Below are 20,670 nucleotides of genomic sequence, written 5' to 3'. Positions count from 1 at the left end.
TATTAAGATCGTTTAATTAATTCTATAACTATGCTAATTCAAAACGGTCTGCGTTCATGATTTTATTCCATGCAACAACAAAATCTTTTACAAATTTTCCGGCGGCATCGCTGCATCCATAAACTTCTGCAACAGCCCTTAATTCGGAATTAGAACCGAATACCAAGTCTGCACGGGTCGCCGTCCATTTAGCATTTCCCGTTGCGCGATCGGAGCCACCATACAATTCTTTATCCTCCGACAACGCTTTCCAAGCTGTATTCATATCGAGCAGGTTTACGAAGAAATCATTGCTCAATACCCCTGGACGTGCAGTAAATACACCATGTTTAGAGCCGTCAAAGTTTGTATCCAGTACGCGCATGCCGCCTACTAATACTGTTAATTCAGGTGCGGTTAATCCTAGTAATTGAGCTTTGTCAACCAATAATTCTTCTGTTGAAACCGGGATCCTGGAGTGACGGTAATTACGCATTCCATCAGCTAAGGGTTCTAAGAAAGCGATAGATTCAACATCTGTTTGCGCTTGCGAAGCATCCATGCGTCCTGCTGTAAATGGTACGGAGATATCATGTCCACCATCTTTGGCTGCTTTTTCAATTGCTGCTGCGCCTGCTAAGACGATCAAATCGGCCAATGAAACTTTTTTGCCACCTTTTTGTGATCCGTTGAACTCTTTTTGAATGCCTTCCAGTTTGGATAACACTTTCTGTAGTTGCGGCGGATTATTCACGATCCAATCCTTTTGCGGAGCCAGGCGTATGCGTGCGCCGTTAGCTCCACCGCGTTTGTCGGTATTACGGTATGTCGAGGCTGATGCCCAAGCTGTGGAAACTAATTCGGATACGCTCAAACCCGTGGCGAGAATTTTTGCTTTTAACGATGCGATGTCGTCTCCGTTTATTAATTCGTGATCTACGGCCGGGATCGGGTCTTGCCAAATTAATTCCTCTTCCGGTACATCAGGTCCGAGGTAACGGGCTTTAGGGCCCATATCGCGGTGAGTTAATTTGAACCATGCCCTGGCGAATGCATCCGCGAATGCATCGGGATTTTCCATGAAATGCCTCGATATCTTTTCATATACCGGGTCAAAACGTAAGGACAAATCGGTTGTCAACATCGTGGGCCGGTGTTTCTTATTGCTATCATATGCATCGGGGATGATATTGTCCGCATCCTTAGCAACCCATTGATGGGCGCCGGCGGGACTTTTTGTTAACTCCCATTCAAAGCCGAAGAGGTTTTCAAAGAAATTATTGCTCCACTTGGTAGGGGTTTTAGTCCAAATTACTTCTAATCCACTGGTGATCGTGTCGGCTCCTTTCCCGGATCCAAAACTATTACTCCAGCCCAAGCCTTGGGATTCAATTCCGGCTGCTTCCGGTTCTGCACCTACATTCGTAGCGGGCGCAGCGCCATGCGTCTTGCCGAAACTATGTCCGCCTGCAATTAAAGCCACGGTTTCTTCATCGTTCATGGCCATCCGGCCGAAGGTGTCGCGGATGTCTTTAGCCGCTGCAATAGGATCAGGATTGCCATCCGGGCCTTCCGGGTTGACATAAATCAATCCCATTTGCACGGCTGCCAAAGGTTGCTCCAGGTTGCGGGAATGTTCTTTTCCATCGGCATCATCATCTGAAACCAGTACCCCGTGATTTTCTTCAACACCTTCCGAGCCATGTGCATAGCGGATATCACCGCCTAGCCAAGTTGTTTCAGCTCCCCAGTAAACGGATTCATCAGCTTCCCATACATCTTCACGTCCGCCGGCAAAGCCGAAAGTCTTGAATCCCATGGATTCTAATGCTATATTACCCGTTAATATCAACAAGTCTGCCCAAGATAATTTGCTGCCATATTTTTGTTTGATAGGCCATAATAATCTCCTCGCTTTATCCAGGCTCACATTATCCGGCCAGCTATTCAGTGGTGCAAACCTTTGCTGCCCTGCACCGGCGCCACCGCGACCATCACTCACGCGGTAAGTTCCGGCGCTGTGCCATGCCATCCGGATAAATAATGGCCCGTAATGACCAAAATCAGCAGGCCACCAATCTTGAGAATCGGTCATCAGTGCATGTAAATCCTTTTTTACAGCTTCCAGGTCGAGGGTTTTAAAGGCTTCGGCATAGTTGAAATCTTTTTCCATCGGGTTAGATAGGGAAGAGTTTTGACGAAGGATGCCTAACCTTAATTGGTTGGGCCACCAATCACGGTTCCTGGTGCCGCCACCGCCGACGTTATGTTTCATACTTCCGTTATGAAACGGGCATTTACTGAGATCCTTAGATTCTTTTTCCATTTTTATAAGTTTAAAGTATTAACTAAACACTTGCCTGTACATTTAGGTTGCACGGGGATAAAAATAGGCTTTTAATTAAATAGATTAAATCAATAGATTTTATCTTCTTATAAGTAAAACCTATTTGATGGGTAAGGTTGATTTGAAAATAAGTTATGGTCAATGATTAATTGAGCCAGCATTCCCTTATCGTGGTATATTAATTTCGGTAAATTTCCCCATATAGCCAATTATGATATTGTTAAGATGTAATGACTACCCGGGCAATAGTTCTTACTCGCTATTACAGGGAAATGATTTCATGCAGAAAGGGGATTATTAACAACAAAAAGCGGCTGCCTAAATGAGATCAATAGCAGGCGGCAAAAAACTATGCGAGGTTATGTAATCGGGCTTTATGATAGAGGTTGTTATTCTTTAGCGGCCCTTTCGTATATTAATTGAACGACGCCGGATTTAAATGTTTTTGTACCTACCAATTTTAACGGCAATACCTTGGTTAAATCTCCAAATAAAGCTTTTCCCTTCCCGAGAGCTAACGGGTGAACAGATATCCTGTAAGTATCGATAAGGTTATTTTTAATAAAGGTTTCAATAAGTTTAGCGCCACCGTAGAGCCAAATATCTTTACCTTCTTGGGATTGAATTTTTTTTACATTCGTAATTAAATCTGCCGTAATAAATTCGGCATTTGCATCTTCCCGCTCCCGCGATGAAAAAACGATCTTGCGCTTACTGTGAACGGCTTTCCACAGCGCAAGTTCAGTTAAATTAGAACCGGCATCCGGGTGGAAATTTCCCCAGGCATCATAACTTACCCTCCCGTAAAAAATGGTATCTACAGAATCCAAGAATTCATCGAAAGACATGTCATCATCCATGATACACCAATCAACTTCCCCGTTTGGTCCTTCAATAAAACCATCTAAAGTGGTTGCTAAATCCAACACGATCTTTCTCATAGATGTCTAATTTCCAAACAAAAATAAAAATCAAAAATTGTGTAAATCGCGACCTATCTAACCCAGTAACCTGGACCAGCAAAATTGCACCTACCACAACCCAATATAAACAATCAAAAATAATAAGATCCCTGAAATCCATCAATCCCTAAAAATTCGTGAACGAATGAAGAATGGAATACTTTATAATTCTAATAGGGGATACTTGATCCATGGCCAAGTTTTCGATGGATGCCTGCTTGATTTGTTTCCCCAAATAAAGTTGAAAAGAAAGGGGACTAAAGGTTATTCTATATAAAAGTGCTAAGTGTTAAAACACGGAGTTTAATTCCCGGGCTGTTCGAAATCCTGAATTTTCAGGATCAGTACCCATTTTGCTAGATGTAGATTATAACAAATATTATATTTGTGGATATATGTTGAATAATAATCTTGAGATCGCCGTAAATTTTATCAGGCAAATAGGTATAAATGTGGTGTTTAAGGACTTAGGAGATGATACTTTCCTTCCCGGTTTACATATTGAACGTGGTAATATTTACGTGGATTTGCAGAAATTGAAATACCCGGGTGATATCCTTCATGAAGCTGGTCACCTTGCTTGCCTGGAAGCTTCAGAACGAAATGTTATCCGCGGAGAAGAAATAGGTTCAAGACCAACTGCGGCAGCTGAAGAAATGGCTGCCATTGCTTGGTCGTATGCAGCTTGTAAGCACCTGGGCCTGCCCTCAAGCTTCGTCTTTCATGAAAGCGGCTACAAAGGAGAGGGGAGTAATTTGATGCATAATTTTGATAACGGCCAGTATTTCGGGGTACCGATTTTGCAATGGTTCGGGATGTCGGCAGAACTTTCCCAGGCAGGGAAACTCGGCTTACCGGTTTATCCTTCGATGGCTAAGTGGTTGAGGGATTAATATCCCTCCTGCAATAAAAATACCCCCGCAGCGATGCAAGGGTATTCTTAAATATTTTCAACGGGGAAAATTCAAAAGTATCACCCGTGTTCAACGCGGAAAGCAACTTTGCAAATAACGCCGTAAGAGCTTATCTGCCCGTCTTTTACATGCACTTTCATATCCTTAACATACACGGAATCAATATTTTTTACTGTTTTTGATACTTCTGCTACGGCACCTTTAACGGCATCTTCAAATCCTTTTTCCGAAGATGCTATTACTTCTATTACTTTAACAATGCTCATGGTTAATTTTTTTAAATTGATAAAATAGTGTGTAATTCCTATCCTTACTACAATTTCAACCATGAATTGTTGCCTGGCAGTTTAATTTGCTACCTTATTGCTTCATTAATTTTTGAAGTATCTTTTCGGATGCTGCCGGGTAAATTTTAATTAAGTGTGTTCTAATATAATCCGGTGTTGGTTTTTCTTCCCCGCTTTCAAGTAGGGTGATAACCCTCGATGCTTCTAAAGGCATATGGCAATCGATGCAATTTTTTACAAGGAAGTTTTTATCTGCTCCCGCTAAATTTCCCCCGGCCGGATGCTCATTTTTATGGCAATCCAAACAGCGGTTAGCCAGCAAGGCGAGCTGGTCTCTTTCTTTTTTATGCGGATCGTGACAACTATTACAGGTAAGCTCCCGGCTAGCTATATAGCATTGACTGGCTTGTAATAATTGAAATTGGTTACCATGAACATCCATCTCGTTTTGCTTTCCCGGCATCGGTGGAATGGGGATCCTGAAATTGTTGAGGCTATCGCCGGGTTGGAAATTAAAAATGGATTTTTTTAACGGTTTTAATCCCGAATGGCACTGCGCGCACATATCTACTTGCTGTGTCCTGTTCAGTGCGCTAATCTTTTGCATAAAATGAGCCGCCTTTTCCCCTGGATGTTCCGTATGAAAGTTAACATGCGCCGCGGCCGGGCCATGGCATCTTTGGCAGTCAATCCCGGCGATAATTTGGTTATGATTAAATAACTCCGTCTGCTCAAAACCCTCTTGGCGAACCCCGGCCATACCAACTTGGCTGGAATGGCAACCGAAGCAAGTACTAGGGATCACCCGGTCTATTTTAGGATGATCTGCCGGGAAGTTCGGGCTATTCACCCAGCTTGCGGCAGGAACAAAATAGGAGATGGGCAATTGGAAATATTGTTGGTTTTTCCAATAAAGGAAAGTTTGGGCTTTACGGCCGGAGCCGAAACTTATATCAAATGGTAAACTTTCCTTTTCTCGCCCCGCTTGATAAATGTTTTGGAATAAGCGCCCGGCTTTCTCTTCCATCCTCACTTCTACTTGGTTAGGGAAGTGGAATACATTATTGGGCGCGTTAAAACTGCCCTTTACAGATTGTTGATCCGCTATGGCCGATGTTAGGAAATGCGCTGTTTGCAAGTAATCCCGGTATACATCGGCATGGCAACCTTGGCAACTTTCCACTGCTGCATAGCCTGGTCCACGTAATGATTTTTCTTCCGGGCGATCCCCGACGCATCTCGACAACAAGATGATACACCCTACAATACATCCAATAATTAAGAGTTGACGTTTTTTCATAACCGTGGTAAGCATCTATCAAATATACAAAAAGGACGAAAGTATGAGAGGTTAATTTAATTCAAAAAGACTTTCATTACATTTATATAAATATGGATATTTTATCGATTTTAAAGTCCGCCAATATTATGCAGCAGATGCATACCCTGGAAAGGAATGAATATCTCTGTAAGGCCGGGCAACATGCAACGGATATATTTTATATCGAATCCGGAACGGTCAAGGTATTCGTGATGGATGAAGAAGAACAAATTATCCGGTTCGGGTATAAAAACGATCTGGTGGTGCCACTTGATAGTTTTATCAGCGGTTGCCCCACGGATTATTATATTCAAACGATCAAGAAATCGGGTATCAGGAAAATATCGAAGCCCGATTTTATGAGCTGTTTGCAATCGCGTAAAGACTATCGCCAAGCCTGGACAGGTATATTGGAAAACCTTGTACTACAACAGCTGGAAAGGGAAAAGGATATCCTGACCTTGAGCGCGGCAAAACGCTATGAAAGGGTCTTGAAACGTAGCCCCAAGTTATTCCAGGAAGTGCCCCACCGCTATATTGCCAATTACCTGGGCATGAGCCCCGAAACACTCTCCCGGCTCAAAAAATCTTGATATAGATCAATGCTTCGGGAAAAAGTTCTTCCGAATTTTGTAATAAAGTTATTGATATGAAAATCTTGAAAGCTACCTTGATATCAGCGTTGAAGCAACAAGTCCAACAATGCTTAGCCGTAATCGAACAATTCCGTCTTCTACAACCCGAAATCTTGCAATGGAGGCAACATTCCGGCGCTTGGAGTATCTTGGAATGCTTGGAACATCTAAACCGTTACGGCGACTTTTATATCCCGGAACTTGACCGCCAAATCCGTGCAGCGGCTAAAAAAGGAGGTGGCGGTATTTATTTTAAACCCGGCTTGTTGGGCGATTACTTCGCCAAGATGATGTTACCGGGCGAGAAGATGAAGAAGATGTCAACTTTTAAATCAATGAATCCTTTACATACTAATCTCTCTACCGGTGTAATAACAATATTTATACAGCAGCAAGAGCAACTACTGGACCTGTTGGATCAAGCGGAGGGTGTTGATTGGAACCGCACTAAAACGGCAATCAGTATTTCTAAATGGATCAAGCTGAAATTGGGCGATACATTCCGGGTGGTAATTTACCACGAAACCAGGCACCTACAGCAGGCGCGAGCTGTATTGGCAAGTTATAGAACCCAAACTTCCGAACCCGTATACGAAACAAGTTGATTTTAGGGGTGCGTAACGAAAATCGGAATGTTAAGCATTTTGATTACCTTTTCGGACTGGCTCTTCCTGAAAAATCTCGACAAGCGGCTCCTGCCGAAAGCTCCGAAAGTAACCATGCAATTTACTTTATGAGCTAAAAATGAATAGATGGCATTTGATGGTTCGCCTTCCAATTTCATATAGCTGACGTTTTTAAAATGCACGGATAGGTATTTGTCTAAAAAGCTTTTTCCAGGCACCTCCTTGCTGTTGTTTTCTTCCACGTAAATAACGCGGATAGGTATTTCATCGAGGTTTTGAAATATTTGTGTCCATCTTTTAATGGCAAACATGGATGATTTAGTTCCATTATATGTAAATACGATTTCGTCGATAGGTTTATATTCATCCGGCGTGATGATAACAGGGCAGGATGCGTTGATCAGGACGTCTTCGATGAACCCGGAGATCCCTTTTTCGTGCAGGGGGACCTGCGTGGTATAATAATTTACCAGTAACAAGTCTGCAAACATCGATTCATAAACAATAGTTTCCGTACTCCATTCATGAACTTCCTGCAAGGTAACCTTGTAATTTTTACGGTTGCAGGCATCGATAAATTCTTTACATTTTTCAATATACGCTTCTTGCTGTTGAGACATTTTCTTCTGGATCATCTGTTCTACGAATTCGACATCCGTTTCAGCAGTCGGGTTAGAGGCTGGTATAGCGAAACCGGTATTGTCGCGCAAGAATAAAACGGTTAATTCGCCATCCAGCTGCTGTGAAACCTTGTAGAAATAATCCAATTCTTCTTCTCTAAAATGCAATGCATCCATTGCGGCGAGTATTCTTTTCATGATGGGATGTTTATGGTTCTAAGTTAGATGTATCCCCTGCAAGGAATATTGATGGTTTTCATACTTACCCATGATTTTAATCATCATAGTTGGTCCAAGTAACCAGTATTTTTATAAAACATAACAAATTAGCAATCCATTATGTTGGATATGTAAGTAAAGACTAAGCGGATTTGTAGGAATCTTAGCAATAAATTAATAAACAACATTTTTTACGATCATTATATAATAATTATAGCATGTTGGGAAAATTGACCAGGGAAGAAATAGATGCTGTATTAGAAAGCAGTATCAATGGCCGGATCGGCTACACGGATGGTACAAAAATTTATATTGTACCGGTTAGTTATGCTTATAGTAGTGATTACCTGGTATTACACTCCAAGGAGGGGCACAAGATATCCTCTATGAGGCTACATCCTTCGGTTTGTTTCGAAGTAGACCAGATACATGACCAGGTAAAATGGAAAAGCGTCGTTTTGTGGGGTGAATTCGAGGAAATTATGGATCCCAAGGAGCGGTATTACGCGATGAAGTTCCTAGTGAGCAGGATTATCCATACCAAGTTGAGCGAAAGCTTGCATTTACCGCATGACCATGTTGATGAAGAATATTACCTGGAACCGGGTGAGAACCGGCCCGTAGTTTACCGTATCAGGATCAAGGATAGATCCGGCCGCTTCGAAGATCATGAACATCATCATCATGATCATCACGCGGGTTGATCCCCCTTTCAAGTACCCAACTCGATTTGGGCTGCTTCAGTGGCGGCACGGTTAAGTTTCCCTAAGCTCCAGTCGTCGGTAACAGCAGTTTCAATCCAACGATCCCCAGATTTTACAAACACTTGGACGTTTAAGCCCATATTATGCCTGAAATCCAGCTCCAGCTCTGCGGCTGTACGGTCTTCGCTGATATCAATCCATCCGAAGGTATGTAACATCCTGATATGGTCGATAGATGTTTGAGGGGATACTTTTTCCATGGCAACGCAAGTTTTTGCATGTTCATGAGGTTGGGAATAAAATTCCAGTTTAAGGGAAGGGTAGCGCTTACTGAAATCGGTTTGAATGCTACATACCAAATCATCTTCGCTAATATAAATTTTCATTTTAAATTGTTTATGATGGAGTAACGGATGTATTACAGCCCTACTGTCGATCTATATATCACATTCCTGATCCTTTCCCATTACTTATGAAACTGGCTATGCTTAATTAAATTTAGACCTTTAAGTAGAATAAAATACTGATCTAGATCACCTTGTCCCTTGATACCCAATGGCATCATGTAAAATTGCAGCTTAGTTTGCGCTGTGAGCGCCGGTAGTTAAAAATCGATTGCGAGGGGAAAAATAACCGGTTAATAGTATAGTCCATCTTTTATGGATCCCTATTGTAAGCGCATGATTCCGGCGGTAAAATTTTTATCATTTCAATCTCCGCTAGTGGGCGGTAAAATATTCCATTCATCAAATAAAATTCTTTGCTAAATCGATTTTTCACTACCTTTCGGGAGATTTGATCATTTGGTGGAAGGAGCCGGTTACGTGAACTTAGGTAGGAGTCTTGTCCGGTTTTGCAGGAAGGGTGTTTCGGCTAATTAAAGTATCAACTGTTTAGAGTATATATTATCAATTTAATTTTATCAAATCAATCAAACATGAAAAGGATTTTTGCCGCAGCAATGCTTTGTTGGACAATTTCCAATACCGCGGTGGCCGGTCAAATTGAAAAGGAAAGCGTAGCCGTAACTCCCGGTTTTGAAGTGACAAAGGACACGATCTCAAAGCATGGTTATACGCTTATTTTTATTAACAAGGACGAGAAATTTGCTGCTGAAGGGCAGGAAGTTAGGGAAAGAATGATCGAAACTTTCTTTAAAGTATACCCTAAATTGGCAAAGGCTTATAATAAGAGCACCCTGAAGAAAGTCGTGTTCAATGTTGATCCTAAATACAATGGAGTAGCGGCTACGGCAAACGGTAGGGTTACTTATAACCCTGCCTGGATGTTGCGTACGCCAACCGATATCGATGTAGTAACGCACGAGGTAATGCACATTGTTCAAGATTACGGCAGAAGTGTAGGTCCCGGTTGGTTAACCGAAGGTATCGCTGATTACGCACGTTTTAAATTCGGTGTTGATAATGCCGGCGCCCATTGGTCATTACCTAAATATAATCCCAAGCATTCTTACACTAATAGCTACCGCATTACAGCCCGTTTCTTGGCATGGTTGGAAGCAAATGGTAACAAGGGTATCGTAAAGAAAATGGATGCTAGCTTGAGGGATCATACTTACACGGATGACTCCTGGCAAAAAATTACCGGTAAAACCCTAGATCAATTATGGACTGCTTATACGCAAGCTCCCGATAAAGGTATGAAATCATAATAGATCAATTATTGAGCTGTCCTATTAAAGGGCAGCTCATTTTATTAGCTTAGAGTTATATTCCCAGCCCTCCCGTCGCAATTTATTTGCATCTTAACCCGTCATTTCGTAGGTTTATTCATTAATTATTTCTTGGTAGTTAGATTAATTTACACGCCGGTCGTAAGCGTATTTACGACATTTATATGATGAAAAGGACCTTATTTATGGCAACATGTATTGCCGCCACGTTATGGGCTTGTAAGCCTTCACAAAAAGCAGATAGTAACAGTTCCAGCGGTTTTATCAGGATACAGGGCCCCGGCTTACTCGATGCTTCTGGAAACAAATTTATGATCAAGGGCACCAACCTGGGCAATTGGCTGAACCCTGAAGGCTATATGCTAAAATTCAGTAAAACCAATTCTTACCGCTTGATTAATGATATGTTCTGCGAATTGGTAGGGCCGGATTTTACAGCTGAGTTTTGGAAGGGATTCAAGGATAATTATATCACGGAAGATGATATCAAGTTTATTAAGAGCACCGGGAGCAATACGATCCGTTTGCCATTTCATTATAAACTGTTTACCGATGAGGACTATATGGGAATTACCCGCGGGCAGGACGGTTTTAGCCGCGTAGACACATTGTTAGCCTGGTGCCGCAGGGCTGGCTTATATGTCATCCTGGATATGCATGATGCACCCGGTGGTCAAACGGGGGATAATATCGATGATAGCTATGGATACCCGTGGTTGTTCGAAAGTAAAACAAGCCAGGAGCTGTACAAGAATATTTGGCGTAAGATCGCGGATCGATATAAAAACGACCCGGTAATACTAGGCTACGATTTGCTGAATGAGCCTATTGCCCCATATTTTGAGAACAAGGATAGCCTGAATAAAATGCTGGAACCGATTTATAAAATCGGTGCTGCAGCAATCCGTGAAGTAGATACCAACCATATCATTTTACTCGGCGGGGCACAATGGGATGGTAACTTTAAACCTTTCACGGACTCAAAATTCGATAAAAAAATGATGTACACCTGTCACCGTTACGGGGGTGAGCCTACCAAGGAGGCCATCCAGTCATTTATCGATTTTAGGGACAGTGTGCAACTCCCGATGTATATGGGCGAAATCGGTCACAATACGGATGAATGGATGGCCGCATTTTGTAAAACTATGGCGGATAATAATATCGGTTGGACATTCTGGCCGTATAAAAAAATGGATGGTTCTTCTTTCGTGGGAATTGTACCCCCGGCCAATTGGGATATGATCGTTAAATTTAGCGAGGCTCCCCGCTCAAGCTTCAAGGAAGTTCGTGAAGCACGCCCGAACCAAGATAGTGCAAGGCAAGTTATGACGGAATTGTTAGATGCTATGAAATTCGAACATAACAAAATCCAAACAGGTTATATTAATGCCTTAGGATTAAAGGTTGATAAATATTGATATGTATTGGCTGTTTTTTAGCCCTTGAAAATTGGGGGCTGTCGATTTTGAAAGTTCTTCCGATATTATTCCCGTAATATTGTTAGTATAAACTGTTTATCATTCCTGACTTTAATTCAATGATTATGGAAAACTTGGAAATCAAAACTAATATTCAAATCGGTAAACCTATCGAAGAGGTATTTGAAGGGATCGTAGATCCGGCCAAGATGTCGAATTACTTTATCGCATACGGTTCCGCCAGGCTGCAAAGTAATGCGGTGGTTACTTGGCAATTTCCGGAGTTCCCGGAGCAGTTTACCGTAAAAGTACTGGAAGTACGGGCTCCCGAGCTTATATCCTTTGAATGGGAGGGTGCGGCTGGTCAACAGTTAACGGTGAAGATGCGCCTGGAGGCATTGTCGCCGGGAACCACGTTAGTAACAATTACCGAATCATCGATGCCTAATAACGAAGCAGGTATCAAATGGTTGAAAAGTAATACGGAAGGTTGGGCTAATTTTTCCGCTTGCCTAAAAGCATTCTTAGAATATAATATAAACCTGAGGAAAGGGGCGTTCGACTTTATGAAAAAGCCTTGATCTTATGCATCCATAAATTGGGAAAGCCTTTGTAGATTTAATTCTACAAAGGCTTCTTGCTTTCGATACGATGGTTATTGTTTTACGAAACGTAACTGTTTTCCATTATGTAACAGTAAATACATACCGGGCGACAAGCGGTTGATATCGATCCTCGTATTATCTTGATCTGCTAATTGACCTAAGATAAAACTACCACCCATGTTGTAAATGCTGATCTCCTTACCGACCGATGCATTTTGGATGATAATATATTGATTCGCCGGATTGGGCGCTACCTGGATTTTAGTACGGGGATGTTGTTCATTTTCAGAGCCAGTTACTCCCGGTATTTTCACCGTTCCAGCGATTCTCGCGGATGAGCCGCTTTGTTCTTCCAATACCCATTGCTGGTTAGTAGTTCCGGTGCTGCCATTAAGCGGGTATATTATCATCCTGGTACCATCGGCTGTGCTGCTGGCAGGGTTATCGATGATATAATGGCTCGACATATTACTTTGTATCAAGTAATTTCCATTCCCGGTTGGAACCAGGTCCCATTGTTGATTCAAGCCGCTGGTAATGGTATATTGAATAATTTCGGCGCCCGCGGTCTGGTCACTATTGGCGATATCGATTGCTTTGTTACTATTTCTATTGATGATAGTATACACACCATTTGCCGGTTCAAACTTCCATTCCAGGTTGGCGCTGCTGCTATTAGTATATTGGGCTATTTTAGCTAAGTTAGCGGTACCGCTATTTTCGATGCCGAGGTATTTCCCGCTGTAAGCATTTTTGATTTTATACCAATTACCGGATAGGCCGCCTCCCGAAACGGTAAATGAACTACTAACAGGGTCGGAAACCCCGCCGAATATATCAGTAATGGTGACCCTGGCGGTATAAGTTCCGGTAGATAAATTATTACTAAGGGTAGCGCTTCTTTTTTGTGGTAGTGTTTCTGTAATGCTGCTCACCACGTTATTGGATGCATCCAATATTTCTACCAGCGAGGAAAACTGCGGGCTAAGCGTATTGTCATTAACCCAGTTAACAGTAATGTTGCCGCTTGCATAACTTGCGGCTACGCTGCTGATTTGTCCTACGGTTAAAGTAGGACTGCTTCCTTGGTTGGTTTGATCGGGCAGGGTTAGAACGCGCCCGCCATTAAATGCCGCGCTGGGAGTAACATTTCCACCGTGCTCCATAAAATATGCATCTTCGGAACTATCGTATCCAGCGTTGAACGCGGTATCGTAAATTCCGTTACGGTATGCATCATTTGCATTTGCACTGAAATAGCGGCTGGTTGACTTTTGCCAAACACCGCTAGTATTCCTGTTCCAACAATCTTTAAAGAAAGCTTTCCTCTCGAACCTGCCATCGAATCTCGGGTCGCTGCCATGCCAATTTTCCAGGAAAGCGCCGGAGCCGGAACCGAGGTATGTTGTTCTTTCAGGAATCGCTAATGTAGACGTGTGAAACCACTGTTGCGATGTTAAATTCTGAATGAAGGTCGCGATGTAAAGATTTCCGTTCAATTTCCAGGAACGGATGACGAAGTTGTACCAAGTATTCAATTCCCAATTATACGGGTTGATGGTTTTAGCTCCATCGCCTTCACCGCCAAAGCGGCTATAAATAGTGTTTGTGCCAATATAAGGGGCCGTTGCATAAATGCCCCCCGAAGTATTGGGATCCCATTGTGAGGCGATCAGGATTTTAGATGAACCGGAGGAACTATCCGGGGTATCTTGCAAACCAGCGTAACCACCGCTCCAGTTAAAAACCGAAAAATAAGAAGTGTAAGCAGTTTTCACAATTTTTACCTTGTGCATCTTAATGACTGCATCGCTTGGAAAACTGTATACCAAATGTTCCGATGGGGCCGCATTACTGCCCTGTGCCTTAGATTGGGAATAGGTACATAAAAGTAGCATCAGCGCTACATTAAAGAGTAGAATCACGCGCATTGTACACGTATTTTATGGTGATCTGATGTCACGGGTAACGAAGCTAGACCATAACAAACTACTAACTGCATCCCCTTTTTGTATGTTGTATAGTTTTTATATGACAGTTTTATGTCAATGATTTACGTGTTGAATTATCATTAAGTGTCCTGGTTACATTTTTATGACAATATTGATATGGCATATGTTTGTGAATACATTGAATTTGTTCACATTTAGAGATTCCGATCAACAAAACCTAGCCCGCAATTGTAACCATTCTAATACTGAATCGATGCTATATGAATTTTCATGAAGTGCCCTTGAAAACGCTTGTCGAACATTTTCATTCCGATTCCCGGGCAGGGCTTAGTCAACAGGCAGTTAGAACCTTACTGGAAAAATACGGACCAAATGCCATCGCGGATGCCGGGAAGCACTCTGTCGGCCAGATTATTCTTGATCAACTCAAAAGCCCGGTCGTATACTTGCTATTGATCGCCATGGCTATGTCCTTGTTTTTAAATGAATGGTTGGATGCCATCGCCATAGCGGTCGTCATACTATTGAATGCAGTCATCGGGTTTATCATGGAGTTTCAAGCGGAGAAGTCCATGCAAGCCTTACAGCAGCTTTCCTCGCAATCTGCAAGGTTGATACGGGGAGGACAAGTAATGGAGGTAGATTCTAAGGAGATCGTACCCGGGGATGTTTTATTGCTAGAAGCAGGGGATATGGTACAAGCAGATGGTAGGATTATAACTGCTGCTGCATTGCAAGTTGATGAATCGGCCTTAACCGGGGAATCAATGCCCGTAGAGAAATTTGAAGGACTATTACCGGCAGAAACAACCTTGGCAGAACGTACCAATATGGTATATAAAGGAACGTTTGCACGCAATGGAAATGCACAGGTTTTATGTACAGCAACGGGTATGGATTCTGAGCTTGGACATATCGCCAACATGGTTGCTACTGCTACAGATACCGCCACCCCGTTGGAACAAAAGCTGGAGCAATTCAGCAAGAAATTGATATGGATTACGGTTGTAATAGTAGTATTAATATTCGGCGCCGGGTTATTAAACAATAACCCGGTACTGGAGATGCTGAAAACCGCGATAGCCTTGGCAGTTGCCGCGATACCGGAAGGATTACCAGTTGTTTCAACGCTGGCCCTGGCAAGGGGAATGATGCGTATGGCGCGGCAAAATGTAATTGTAAAGAAGCTGGCGGCAGTGGAAACATTGGGCGCTACAACGGTTATATGCACCGATAAAACCGGGACGCTTACGGAGAATAACATGGAGGTTACCAACTTGTTGGCAGAAGGGGTGGAATGGGATAGCGGTAAAAATGGTAATACCCATCACCTTGCCATTAACAGGATAAAGAAAGTAATGGTGCTATGCAATAATGCCACGATGAATGATGAGCGGGGTATCGGGGATCCGTTGGAAGTTAGTATGCTCGAATTTGCCGATGAATATGGGCAGGATGTTGAACAAACCCGTTCAGAATATAACCGGGTCGCGGAAATTCCATTTAATTCAGATACCCGCGTGATGTGTACGCTCAACCAAGATGGCGCCAATTTCGTATCATGTGCTAAAGGCGCCACGGAGAGCTTATGGGAGTATTGTAGCCATATCGAAATTGGCGAAGAAATTGTAGCCATTAACGATGAACATAAAGCTTATTGGATGAACTTAACGGATTCCTTGGCCGCATCCGGACTCAAGACTTTAGCCTTCGGTTTCAGGGAAATGCAAGAGGCTTCCGATGAATATTTATCCAGGTTAACATTCCTGGGTATTGCCGGCTTTATGGATCCCCCGAGGAAAGGTGTGAAAGAGGTGATACAAGAATGTTACCATGCCGGTATCCGGATTATCATGTTAACTGGTGACCATCCTGCCACGGCTGCCACGATCGCCAAGGAGCTCGGGATAAAACAACTCGGCAAAGAACCGGTACTTACCGGTGCCGCTTTAGGACAAGATCACCTTGCATGGGAACACACCAATGTCTTTGCCCGGGTTTCCCCGGCAGAAAAATTGAACCTGGTAAATAGTTTGCAAGAAGATCACCAGGTTGTTGCGATGACGGGCGACGGGGTAAATGATGCGCCCGCCTTGAAAAAAGCTGATATCGGTATCGCGATGGGCATAAGGGGCACGCAGGTTTCACAAGAGGTAGCGGATATGATCTTGAAGGATGATGCCTTCAGTTCCATTGTATTGGCCATTAAGCAAGGAAGGATTATTTATATGAATATCCGGAGGTTTATTATTTTCCTGCTGTCTTGCAACCTCAGCGAATTATTGGTGATTGGCTCCGTTGCGCTATTGAATTTACCTTTTCAATTAGCAGCAATCCAAATTTTATTTATCAACTTGGTAACGGATGTATTTCCGGCGATCGCCATCGGGTTTACAGGTGGGGATGAGAATGTTATGAAAAGGGCGCCGCTCGATCCCCGTAAGCCACTTATCAGCAATAAAGATTGGAGGAGGGTATGGGTTTATTCACTCGTAATTGGCGCTGCTGCTGTTGCGGCAACTTACCTGGCCGAACATTACCGTGGTGGTACTCCAGATATCAAGGCAGCAAACAATGTACTGTTTTACACCTTGATCGTTTCGCAATTATTGCATTCTTTCAATATGACAATCGGGGAAGAGAAATTTTTCAAGGGGCCCTTGATGCGCAATAAAATGCTGAAAGCTTCTATATTGCTAAGTATCGGGATTACTTTTTTATGTTTGTGGATTCCCCCCGTCAAAGAAGCGCTCCGTTTAGCGTGGATACCTTTGTTTGATTGGGGTTTAGTTATTGCCTGTAGCTTGTTGTCTTTAATTATGATCCGCTTATTGAAGAAATTGGTATTTAAAAACCGTCAATAGTTGCAGCGAGCGGTTGCCGCAGAAATAGTTTGTTTCCCCCGGGTATATTGATCGTTGCTTTTGTAATGATTTTAATATACATTGAACTGTCAATACATTTAAAAGTAATTGACCCGTTGTTATATGAAAAAAGTCTTTTTATTACCGCTTTTGTTACTTTGCTGCATGGTTAAAATCAAAGCGCAAACGCAAAAACCGGCGATCATATTGAACCATATCGCCATGTATGTCCACGATTTGAAAAAGAGTACAGATTTTTATGCCAAGATCTTACAATTCCCGATCACGGAAGAGCCGTTTAAAGATGGGAAACATACTTGGTTTGAATTGTCTCCTACGAGTAAGTTGCATCTAATAGAAGGGGCGCCTAATAATATTGCCCGTGATAAGAACGATCATCTTTGTTTTAGTGTGCCTTCCGTGGAAGTGTTCATGAAACGTTTGGAGAAAAACCACGTACCTTTTTCCGATTGGCCCGGCAAACCTAATACCTATACGCTAAGGGTAGATGGCGTTAAACAAATTTATTTTCAAGATCCCGATGGTCATTGGATAGAGATAAACGATGATGGGTACAAGCATTAAATTTGAAACCATCCATCCACTACAATGTATTGTTTGTGAATGGATGGTTCATCGTGTTTAGTTTTTTAATTACCTACTGAATCCCTACCGATGATGGTCCAGTCATCATTTCCATGACCATCAGCGATTAAGTTATCCATATGTTTTGCTATTGCTGGCAATACGAATAAAGGTGTTCCGGCTGCTTCAGCGCTCTGGATAAATAAACCGGTATCTTTCCTTGCCATACCCAGTTCCCAGGACGCTTCGTGATACTTCTTGCTTGTGATCTTGTTGGCCCTGGCCCTTAGCATATTAGCAGGGTTCCAGGAATCGAATAGCGCCAAGGCATCTTCGCTGGAAATATTCAATGCCCTTGCTAATGATAAACTGTCGGACAAGCCTGCAACGAATGATATCAAGAAACTATTCCCGATTAGTTTCATGCCGGCGGCTTTTCCAACTTCATCACCAAAATCCAGTAATGTGCCTGTCATGCTGGCCAGGTGATCGTGTATGGAATTGATAAGCGCTGCATCGCCCGAAACCAGCATGAACCCGGTACTATCATGCGCATTTTGCGGTCCCATAAACACGGGGGCATGTTGGTATTGAAAGCCCGCAGCTTTCCATTTGGCCGTTCTTTCCTTGGCGCCCGGCACCGAGGTTGTGGTATGGTCAATGATGATGGCTCCCGGTTCAAACCCTTCTTTAGCGTGTGCTAGCACTTCATCAACCGAGGCATCATCTTTTAAAGTAAGATGGATATATTTTGCTCCTTTCACGGCATCTTTGACCTGTTCAAAAGCTACGGCGCCATCACTTTCTAAAGCTTTCGCCTTGGAAGCCGTCCTGTTCCATACCTGTACTTTTTCTCCTTTCTTCAGTAATGCTTTTACGAAATTTGAGCCTAGTAAGCCCATTCCTAAAAATGCGATCATGGTAATTTTTTTATGGATTGTAAATCTTGTCTAAAAAATAATAACGGTTTTTATGCGTATCAAATTCCAAACGTGAATGTACATCGATATTCATATATGGATCTCTTTGACTTTCTTTCGTGATAGGCTGCCATTTGGGAAGTCCTTCCCCGTTTGGATTGCCTGTCTTGATAAAGTTCGCAAAATATGTAAACATTGTTTTAGAAACTTTATAATCATCATCTGTCCAAGCATACACCTTGTTGAGTGGCAAGTTTCCTAGCGCATATTCAATTTCAGAAGCATGGGAGGCTCCTTCATACTTGGGTTTCGGCGCTGCTTTTCCCTGCCCGTCTTTAATAACCCCGCCTGCCAGTCCCGGTTTGGCATTTCCCATCTCGGCGGTCATGCCGGGTCTAACCCTCGAAAAGAGGTAACGGTATACCGGTTGACCGTGTTGTGAATGCATATCTGCCCATTTCCAGGTGCTGTACACGATAAAACGATCGCTCGCGAGATCGCTTGCGGAGTGCATTACTTCCAATTCGGAGTTGCCTGGGTAAAGCTTCAACACTTCGGGGGCTTGCACCTTATATATAGCTTCGATGATGTTCTTATAGTTTTCCGGCGTTGGTGTTTTATTCCCCAGCAAGGCGAAGTATGGAATTTCCGCGGAGTTCCATCCTGCCAAAAGTGGAACATCGGCTTGTTCCCCGGCAGTATAAATTTCAACCAGGCTCTTGGGTAATAAATAACCGTCAATCGTGGCAGACATCTGCGGTGTTCCCGGTTTGAATGCCAAGTCCAGTAGCTTTTCAGCCGGGATGGCCCGCAATTCGGCCAGGCTATTGGCGCCGATTTTAGTAGCGAAGGCCAGGCCATTTTGCTCTGCTTTTTCCAGTGGAATAGGCGCAAGGGTTGGGTTAATGGCCGCGCCGCTTTCCCCGATGGCCCCGGCAATTAAATCCTTGGAAAGCGGGGAGGCCATTTGCACGGAAACGGAAATGGAGCCTGCCGATTCCCCGGCGATGGTAACCTTCTTAGGGTCGCCGCCGAAAGCTGCTATATTATCATGCACCCATTGCAAGGCAGCTTGTTGATCGAGGTAGCCGTAATTACTGGAGCTATGGTGGGGGGATTCTTTTGTTAGCCCGGGATGTGCAAAAAAACCGAATACGCCGAGACGGTAGTTAACCGTAACAGATACGATACCCTCTTTAGCCATCTGTTCACCATCATAACGGGGTTCAGAGCCATCGCCGGCCATCAATCCGCCACCGTAGAAGTACACGAGTACGGGTAACTTTTCTTCACTAGTTTTAGCCGGTGTCCAAACATTCAGGTATAAACAGTCTTCTGACATGCCATAGGAGCGGAAGCCCATGTCACCGAAAATAGGTTTTTGCATTGCCTTGGGGCCAAATTTGATAGTTTGCTTAACCCCGGTCCAATTTTGAGCGGGTTGCGGCGCTTGCCATCTTAAGTTACCAACGGGTGGTTGGGCGTAAGGGATTCCCTTAAATGCATGGATGCCGGATTCCGCTAGGTACGTTCCCTCGATCGTACCATTTTCTATTTTGGCTTGATGGCGATCAAGGGAGTTTTGACTAAAGGATTCCTGGAAACTCATACAAAAAAAAGCCACTAATAATATAAAATTTGTTTTCATCGAAGTGGAATTTAAAACTTCAGTATAGGTAAACATTTCCCCAAAAAAGAAAGGATCAGCCCTAAGATAATTAATCATTTGTTAAAACATGTATTCTATATCAATAATTCTGCCTGCTTTTACCCGCTCCATTAGATAGACTATTTACCGGTGCTGTAAATGGGTAATGAAACCCTAAGGCTCCGTCTAACTAATAGATAATTAATATACCCGTAATATTTTATACATGTTGATAATGGTGTATGTAAGAATGAATTATCATGAAATATGCTAATTAAACCCCTTCATTTATATATAAGTAACACTAATTCTGACGCTTAAATAAACCATCGGGAAATTTTCTTGTTAATAGATTGTATTAGAACTTT

General features: G+C 42.9%; 18 protein-coding genes. 9 read left to right on the top strand and 9 right to left on the bottom strand.

Annotated features, from left to right (window positions below; translation table 11 throughout):
• Nucleotides 1-28: 28 nt before the first annotated feature.
• Both katG and COR50_RS17105 read right to left on the bottom strand, forming a co-directional pair.
• Nucleotides 29-2,305 (bottom strand): catalase/peroxidase HPI, encoded by a 2,277-nt coding sequence (gene katG / locus COR50_RS17110; RefSeq protein ID WP_098195116.1) that lies wholly within the window; start codon nt 2,303-2,305, stop codon nt 29-31.
• Between the two features lie 410 nt (nt 2,306-2,715).
• Nucleotides 2,716-3,267 carry a dihydrofolate reductase family protein gene (locus tag COR50_RS17105; protein WP_098195115.1) on the bottom strand — a complete coding sequence of 184 codons (552 nt, stop codon included), beginning with the start codon at nt 3,265-3,267 and terminating at the stop codon, nt 2,716-2,718.
• Between the two features lie 416 nt (nt 3,268-3,683).
• On the opposite strand from COR50_RS17105, the gene COR50_RS17100 reads away from it, so the two are divergent.
• A complete protein-coding gene (locus COR50_RS17100; protein ID WP_098195114.1) occupies nt 3,684-4,181 on the top strand; it encodes a hypothetical protein in 498 nt (165 codons plus the stop codon).
• Between the two features lie 80 nt (nt 4,182-4,261).
• Here the strand turns inward: COR50_RS17100 and COR50_RS17095 are convergent, their stop codons facing one another.
• Both COR50_RS17095 and COR50_RS17090 read right to left on the bottom strand, forming a co-directional pair.
• On the bottom strand, nt 4,262-4,468 hold the full coding sequence (locus tag COR50_RS17095; RefSeq protein WP_098196298.1) for a dodecin family protein: 207 nt from the start codon (nt 4,466-4,468) through the stop codon (nt 4,262-4,264).
• Nucleotides 4,469-4,562: 94 nt separating this feature from the next.
• A complete protein-coding gene (locus COR50_RS17090; RefSeq protein WP_157760942.1) occupies nt 4,563-5,789 on the bottom strand; it encodes a multiheme c-type cytochrome in 1,227 nt (408 codons plus the stop codon).
• A gap of 92 nt (nt 5,790-5,881) precedes the next feature.
• Between COR50_RS17090 and COR50_RS17085 the strand changes: the two genes are divergently transcribed.
• Nucleotides 5,882-6,403 (top strand): Crp/Fnr family transcriptional regulator, encoded by a 522-nt coding sequence (locus COR50_RS17085; RefSeq protein WP_098195112.1) that lies wholly within the window; start codon nt 5,882-5,884, stop codon nt 6,401-6,403.
• Nucleotides 6,404-6,459: 56 nt separating this feature from the next.
• On the top strand, nt 6,460-7,050 hold the full coding sequence (locus COR50_RS17080) for a DinB family protein (RefSeq protein WP_098195111.1): 591 nt from the start codon (nt 6,460-6,462) through the stop codon (nt 7,048-7,050).
• Between the two features lie 2 nt (nt 7,051-7,052).
• Here the strand turns inward: COR50_RS17080 and COR50_RS17075 are convergent, their stop codons facing one another.
• Nucleotides 7,053-7,889 carry an adenine nucleotide alpha hydrolase family protein gene (locus tag COR50_RS17075; protein ID WP_157760940.1) on the bottom strand — a complete coding sequence of 279 codons (837 nt, stop codon included), beginning with the start codon at nt 7,887-7,889 and terminating at the stop codon, nt 7,053-7,055.
• 239 nt (nt 7,890-8,128) lie between these two features.
• Between COR50_RS17075 and COR50_RS17070 the strand changes: the two genes are divergently transcribed.
• Nucleotides 8,129-8,614: a pyridoxamine 5'-phosphate oxidase family protein gene (locus COR50_RS17070; RefSeq protein ID WP_098195109.1), complete on the top strand. Its 486-nt coding sequence runs from the start codon at nt 8,129-8,131 to the stop codon at nt 8,612-8,614.
• 8 nt (nt 8,615-8,622) lie between these two features.
• On the opposite strand, the gene COR50_RS17065 is transcribed toward COR50_RS17070, so the two are convergent.
• Nucleotides 8,623-9,000, bottom strand: a complete 378-nt coding sequence (locus COR50_RS17065) for a hypothetical protein (protein ID WP_098195108.1) — start codon at nt 8,998-9,000, stop codon at nt 8,623-8,625.
• A 551-nt stretch (nt 9,001-9,551) separates the two neighbouring features.
• Here COR50_RS17065 and COR50_RS17060 point away from each other — a divergent pair.
• The 3 genes from COR50_RS17060 (at nt 9,552) to COR50_RS17050 (ending at nt 12,309) form a co-directional block, all read left to right on the top strand.
• On the top strand, nt 9,552-10,286 hold the full coding sequence (locus COR50_RS17060) for a basic secretory protein-like protein (RefSeq protein ID WP_198405682.1): 735 nt from the start codon (nt 9,552-9,554) through the stop codon (nt 10,284-10,286).
• Nucleotides 10,287-10,492: 206 nt separating this feature from the next.
• Nucleotides 10,493-11,728: a glycoside hydrolase family 5 protein gene (locus tag COR50_RS17055; RefSeq protein ID WP_198405681.1), complete on the top strand. Its 1,236-nt coding sequence runs from the start codon at nt 10,493-10,495 to the stop codon at nt 11,726-11,728.
• A gap of 125 nt (nt 11,729-11,853) precedes the next feature.
• Nucleotides 11,854-12,309, top strand: a complete 456-nt coding sequence (locus COR50_RS17050) for an SRPBCC domain-containing protein (protein ID WP_098195106.1) — start codon at nt 11,854-11,856, stop codon at nt 12,307-12,309.
• A gap of 74 nt (nt 12,310-12,383) precedes the next feature.
• Here COR50_RS17050 and COR50_RS17045 read toward each other — a convergent pair whose 3' ends face one another.
• Nucleotides 12,384-14,264, bottom strand: coding sequence for a DUF3472 domain-containing protein (locus tag COR50_RS17045; RefSeq protein WP_098195105.1), 1,881 nt, complete (start codon nt 14,262-14,264; stop codon nt 12,384-12,386).
• 281 nt (nt 14,265-14,545) lie between these two features.
• On the opposite strand from COR50_RS17045, the gene COR50_RS17040 reads away from it, so the two are divergent.
• On the top strand, nt 14,546-17,149 hold the full coding sequence (locus COR50_RS17040) for a cation-translocating P-type ATPase (RefSeq protein ID WP_098195104.1): 2,604 nt from the start codon (nt 14,546-14,548) through the stop codon (nt 17,147-17,149).
• A gap of 123 nt (nt 17,150-17,272) precedes the next feature.
• Nucleotides 17,273-17,734, top strand: a complete 462-nt coding sequence (locus COR50_RS17035) for a VOC family protein (RefSeq protein WP_098195103.1) — start codon at nt 17,273-17,275, stop codon at nt 17,732-17,734.
• A gap of 65 nt (nt 17,735-17,799) precedes the next feature.
• On the opposite strand, the gene COR50_RS17030 is transcribed toward COR50_RS17035, so the two are convergent.
• Together COR50_RS17030 and COR50_RS17025 are read right to left on the bottom strand one after the other, a co-directional pair.
• Nucleotides 17,800-18,654, bottom strand: coding sequence for an NAD(P)-dependent oxidoreductase (locus COR50_RS17030; protein ID WP_098195102.1), 855 nt, complete (start codon nt 18,652-18,654; stop codon nt 17,800-17,802).
• A gap of 10 nt (nt 18,655-18,664) precedes the next feature.
• On the bottom strand, nt 18,665-20,302 hold the full coding sequence (locus COR50_RS17025; protein WP_098196296.1) for a carboxylesterase/lipase family protein: 1,638 nt from the start codon (nt 20,300-20,302) through the stop codon (nt 18,665-18,667).
• Nucleotides 20,303-20,670 lie beyond the last annotated feature (368 nt).

The sequence above is a fragment of the Chitinophaga caeni genome (genome assembly GCF_002557795.1).
Classification (GTDB): Bacteria; Bacteroidota; Bacteroidia; order Chitinophagales; family Chitinophagaceae; genus Chitinophaga; species Chitinophaga caeni.
This window is presented reverse-complemented; position numbering and strand designations above follow the sequence as displayed.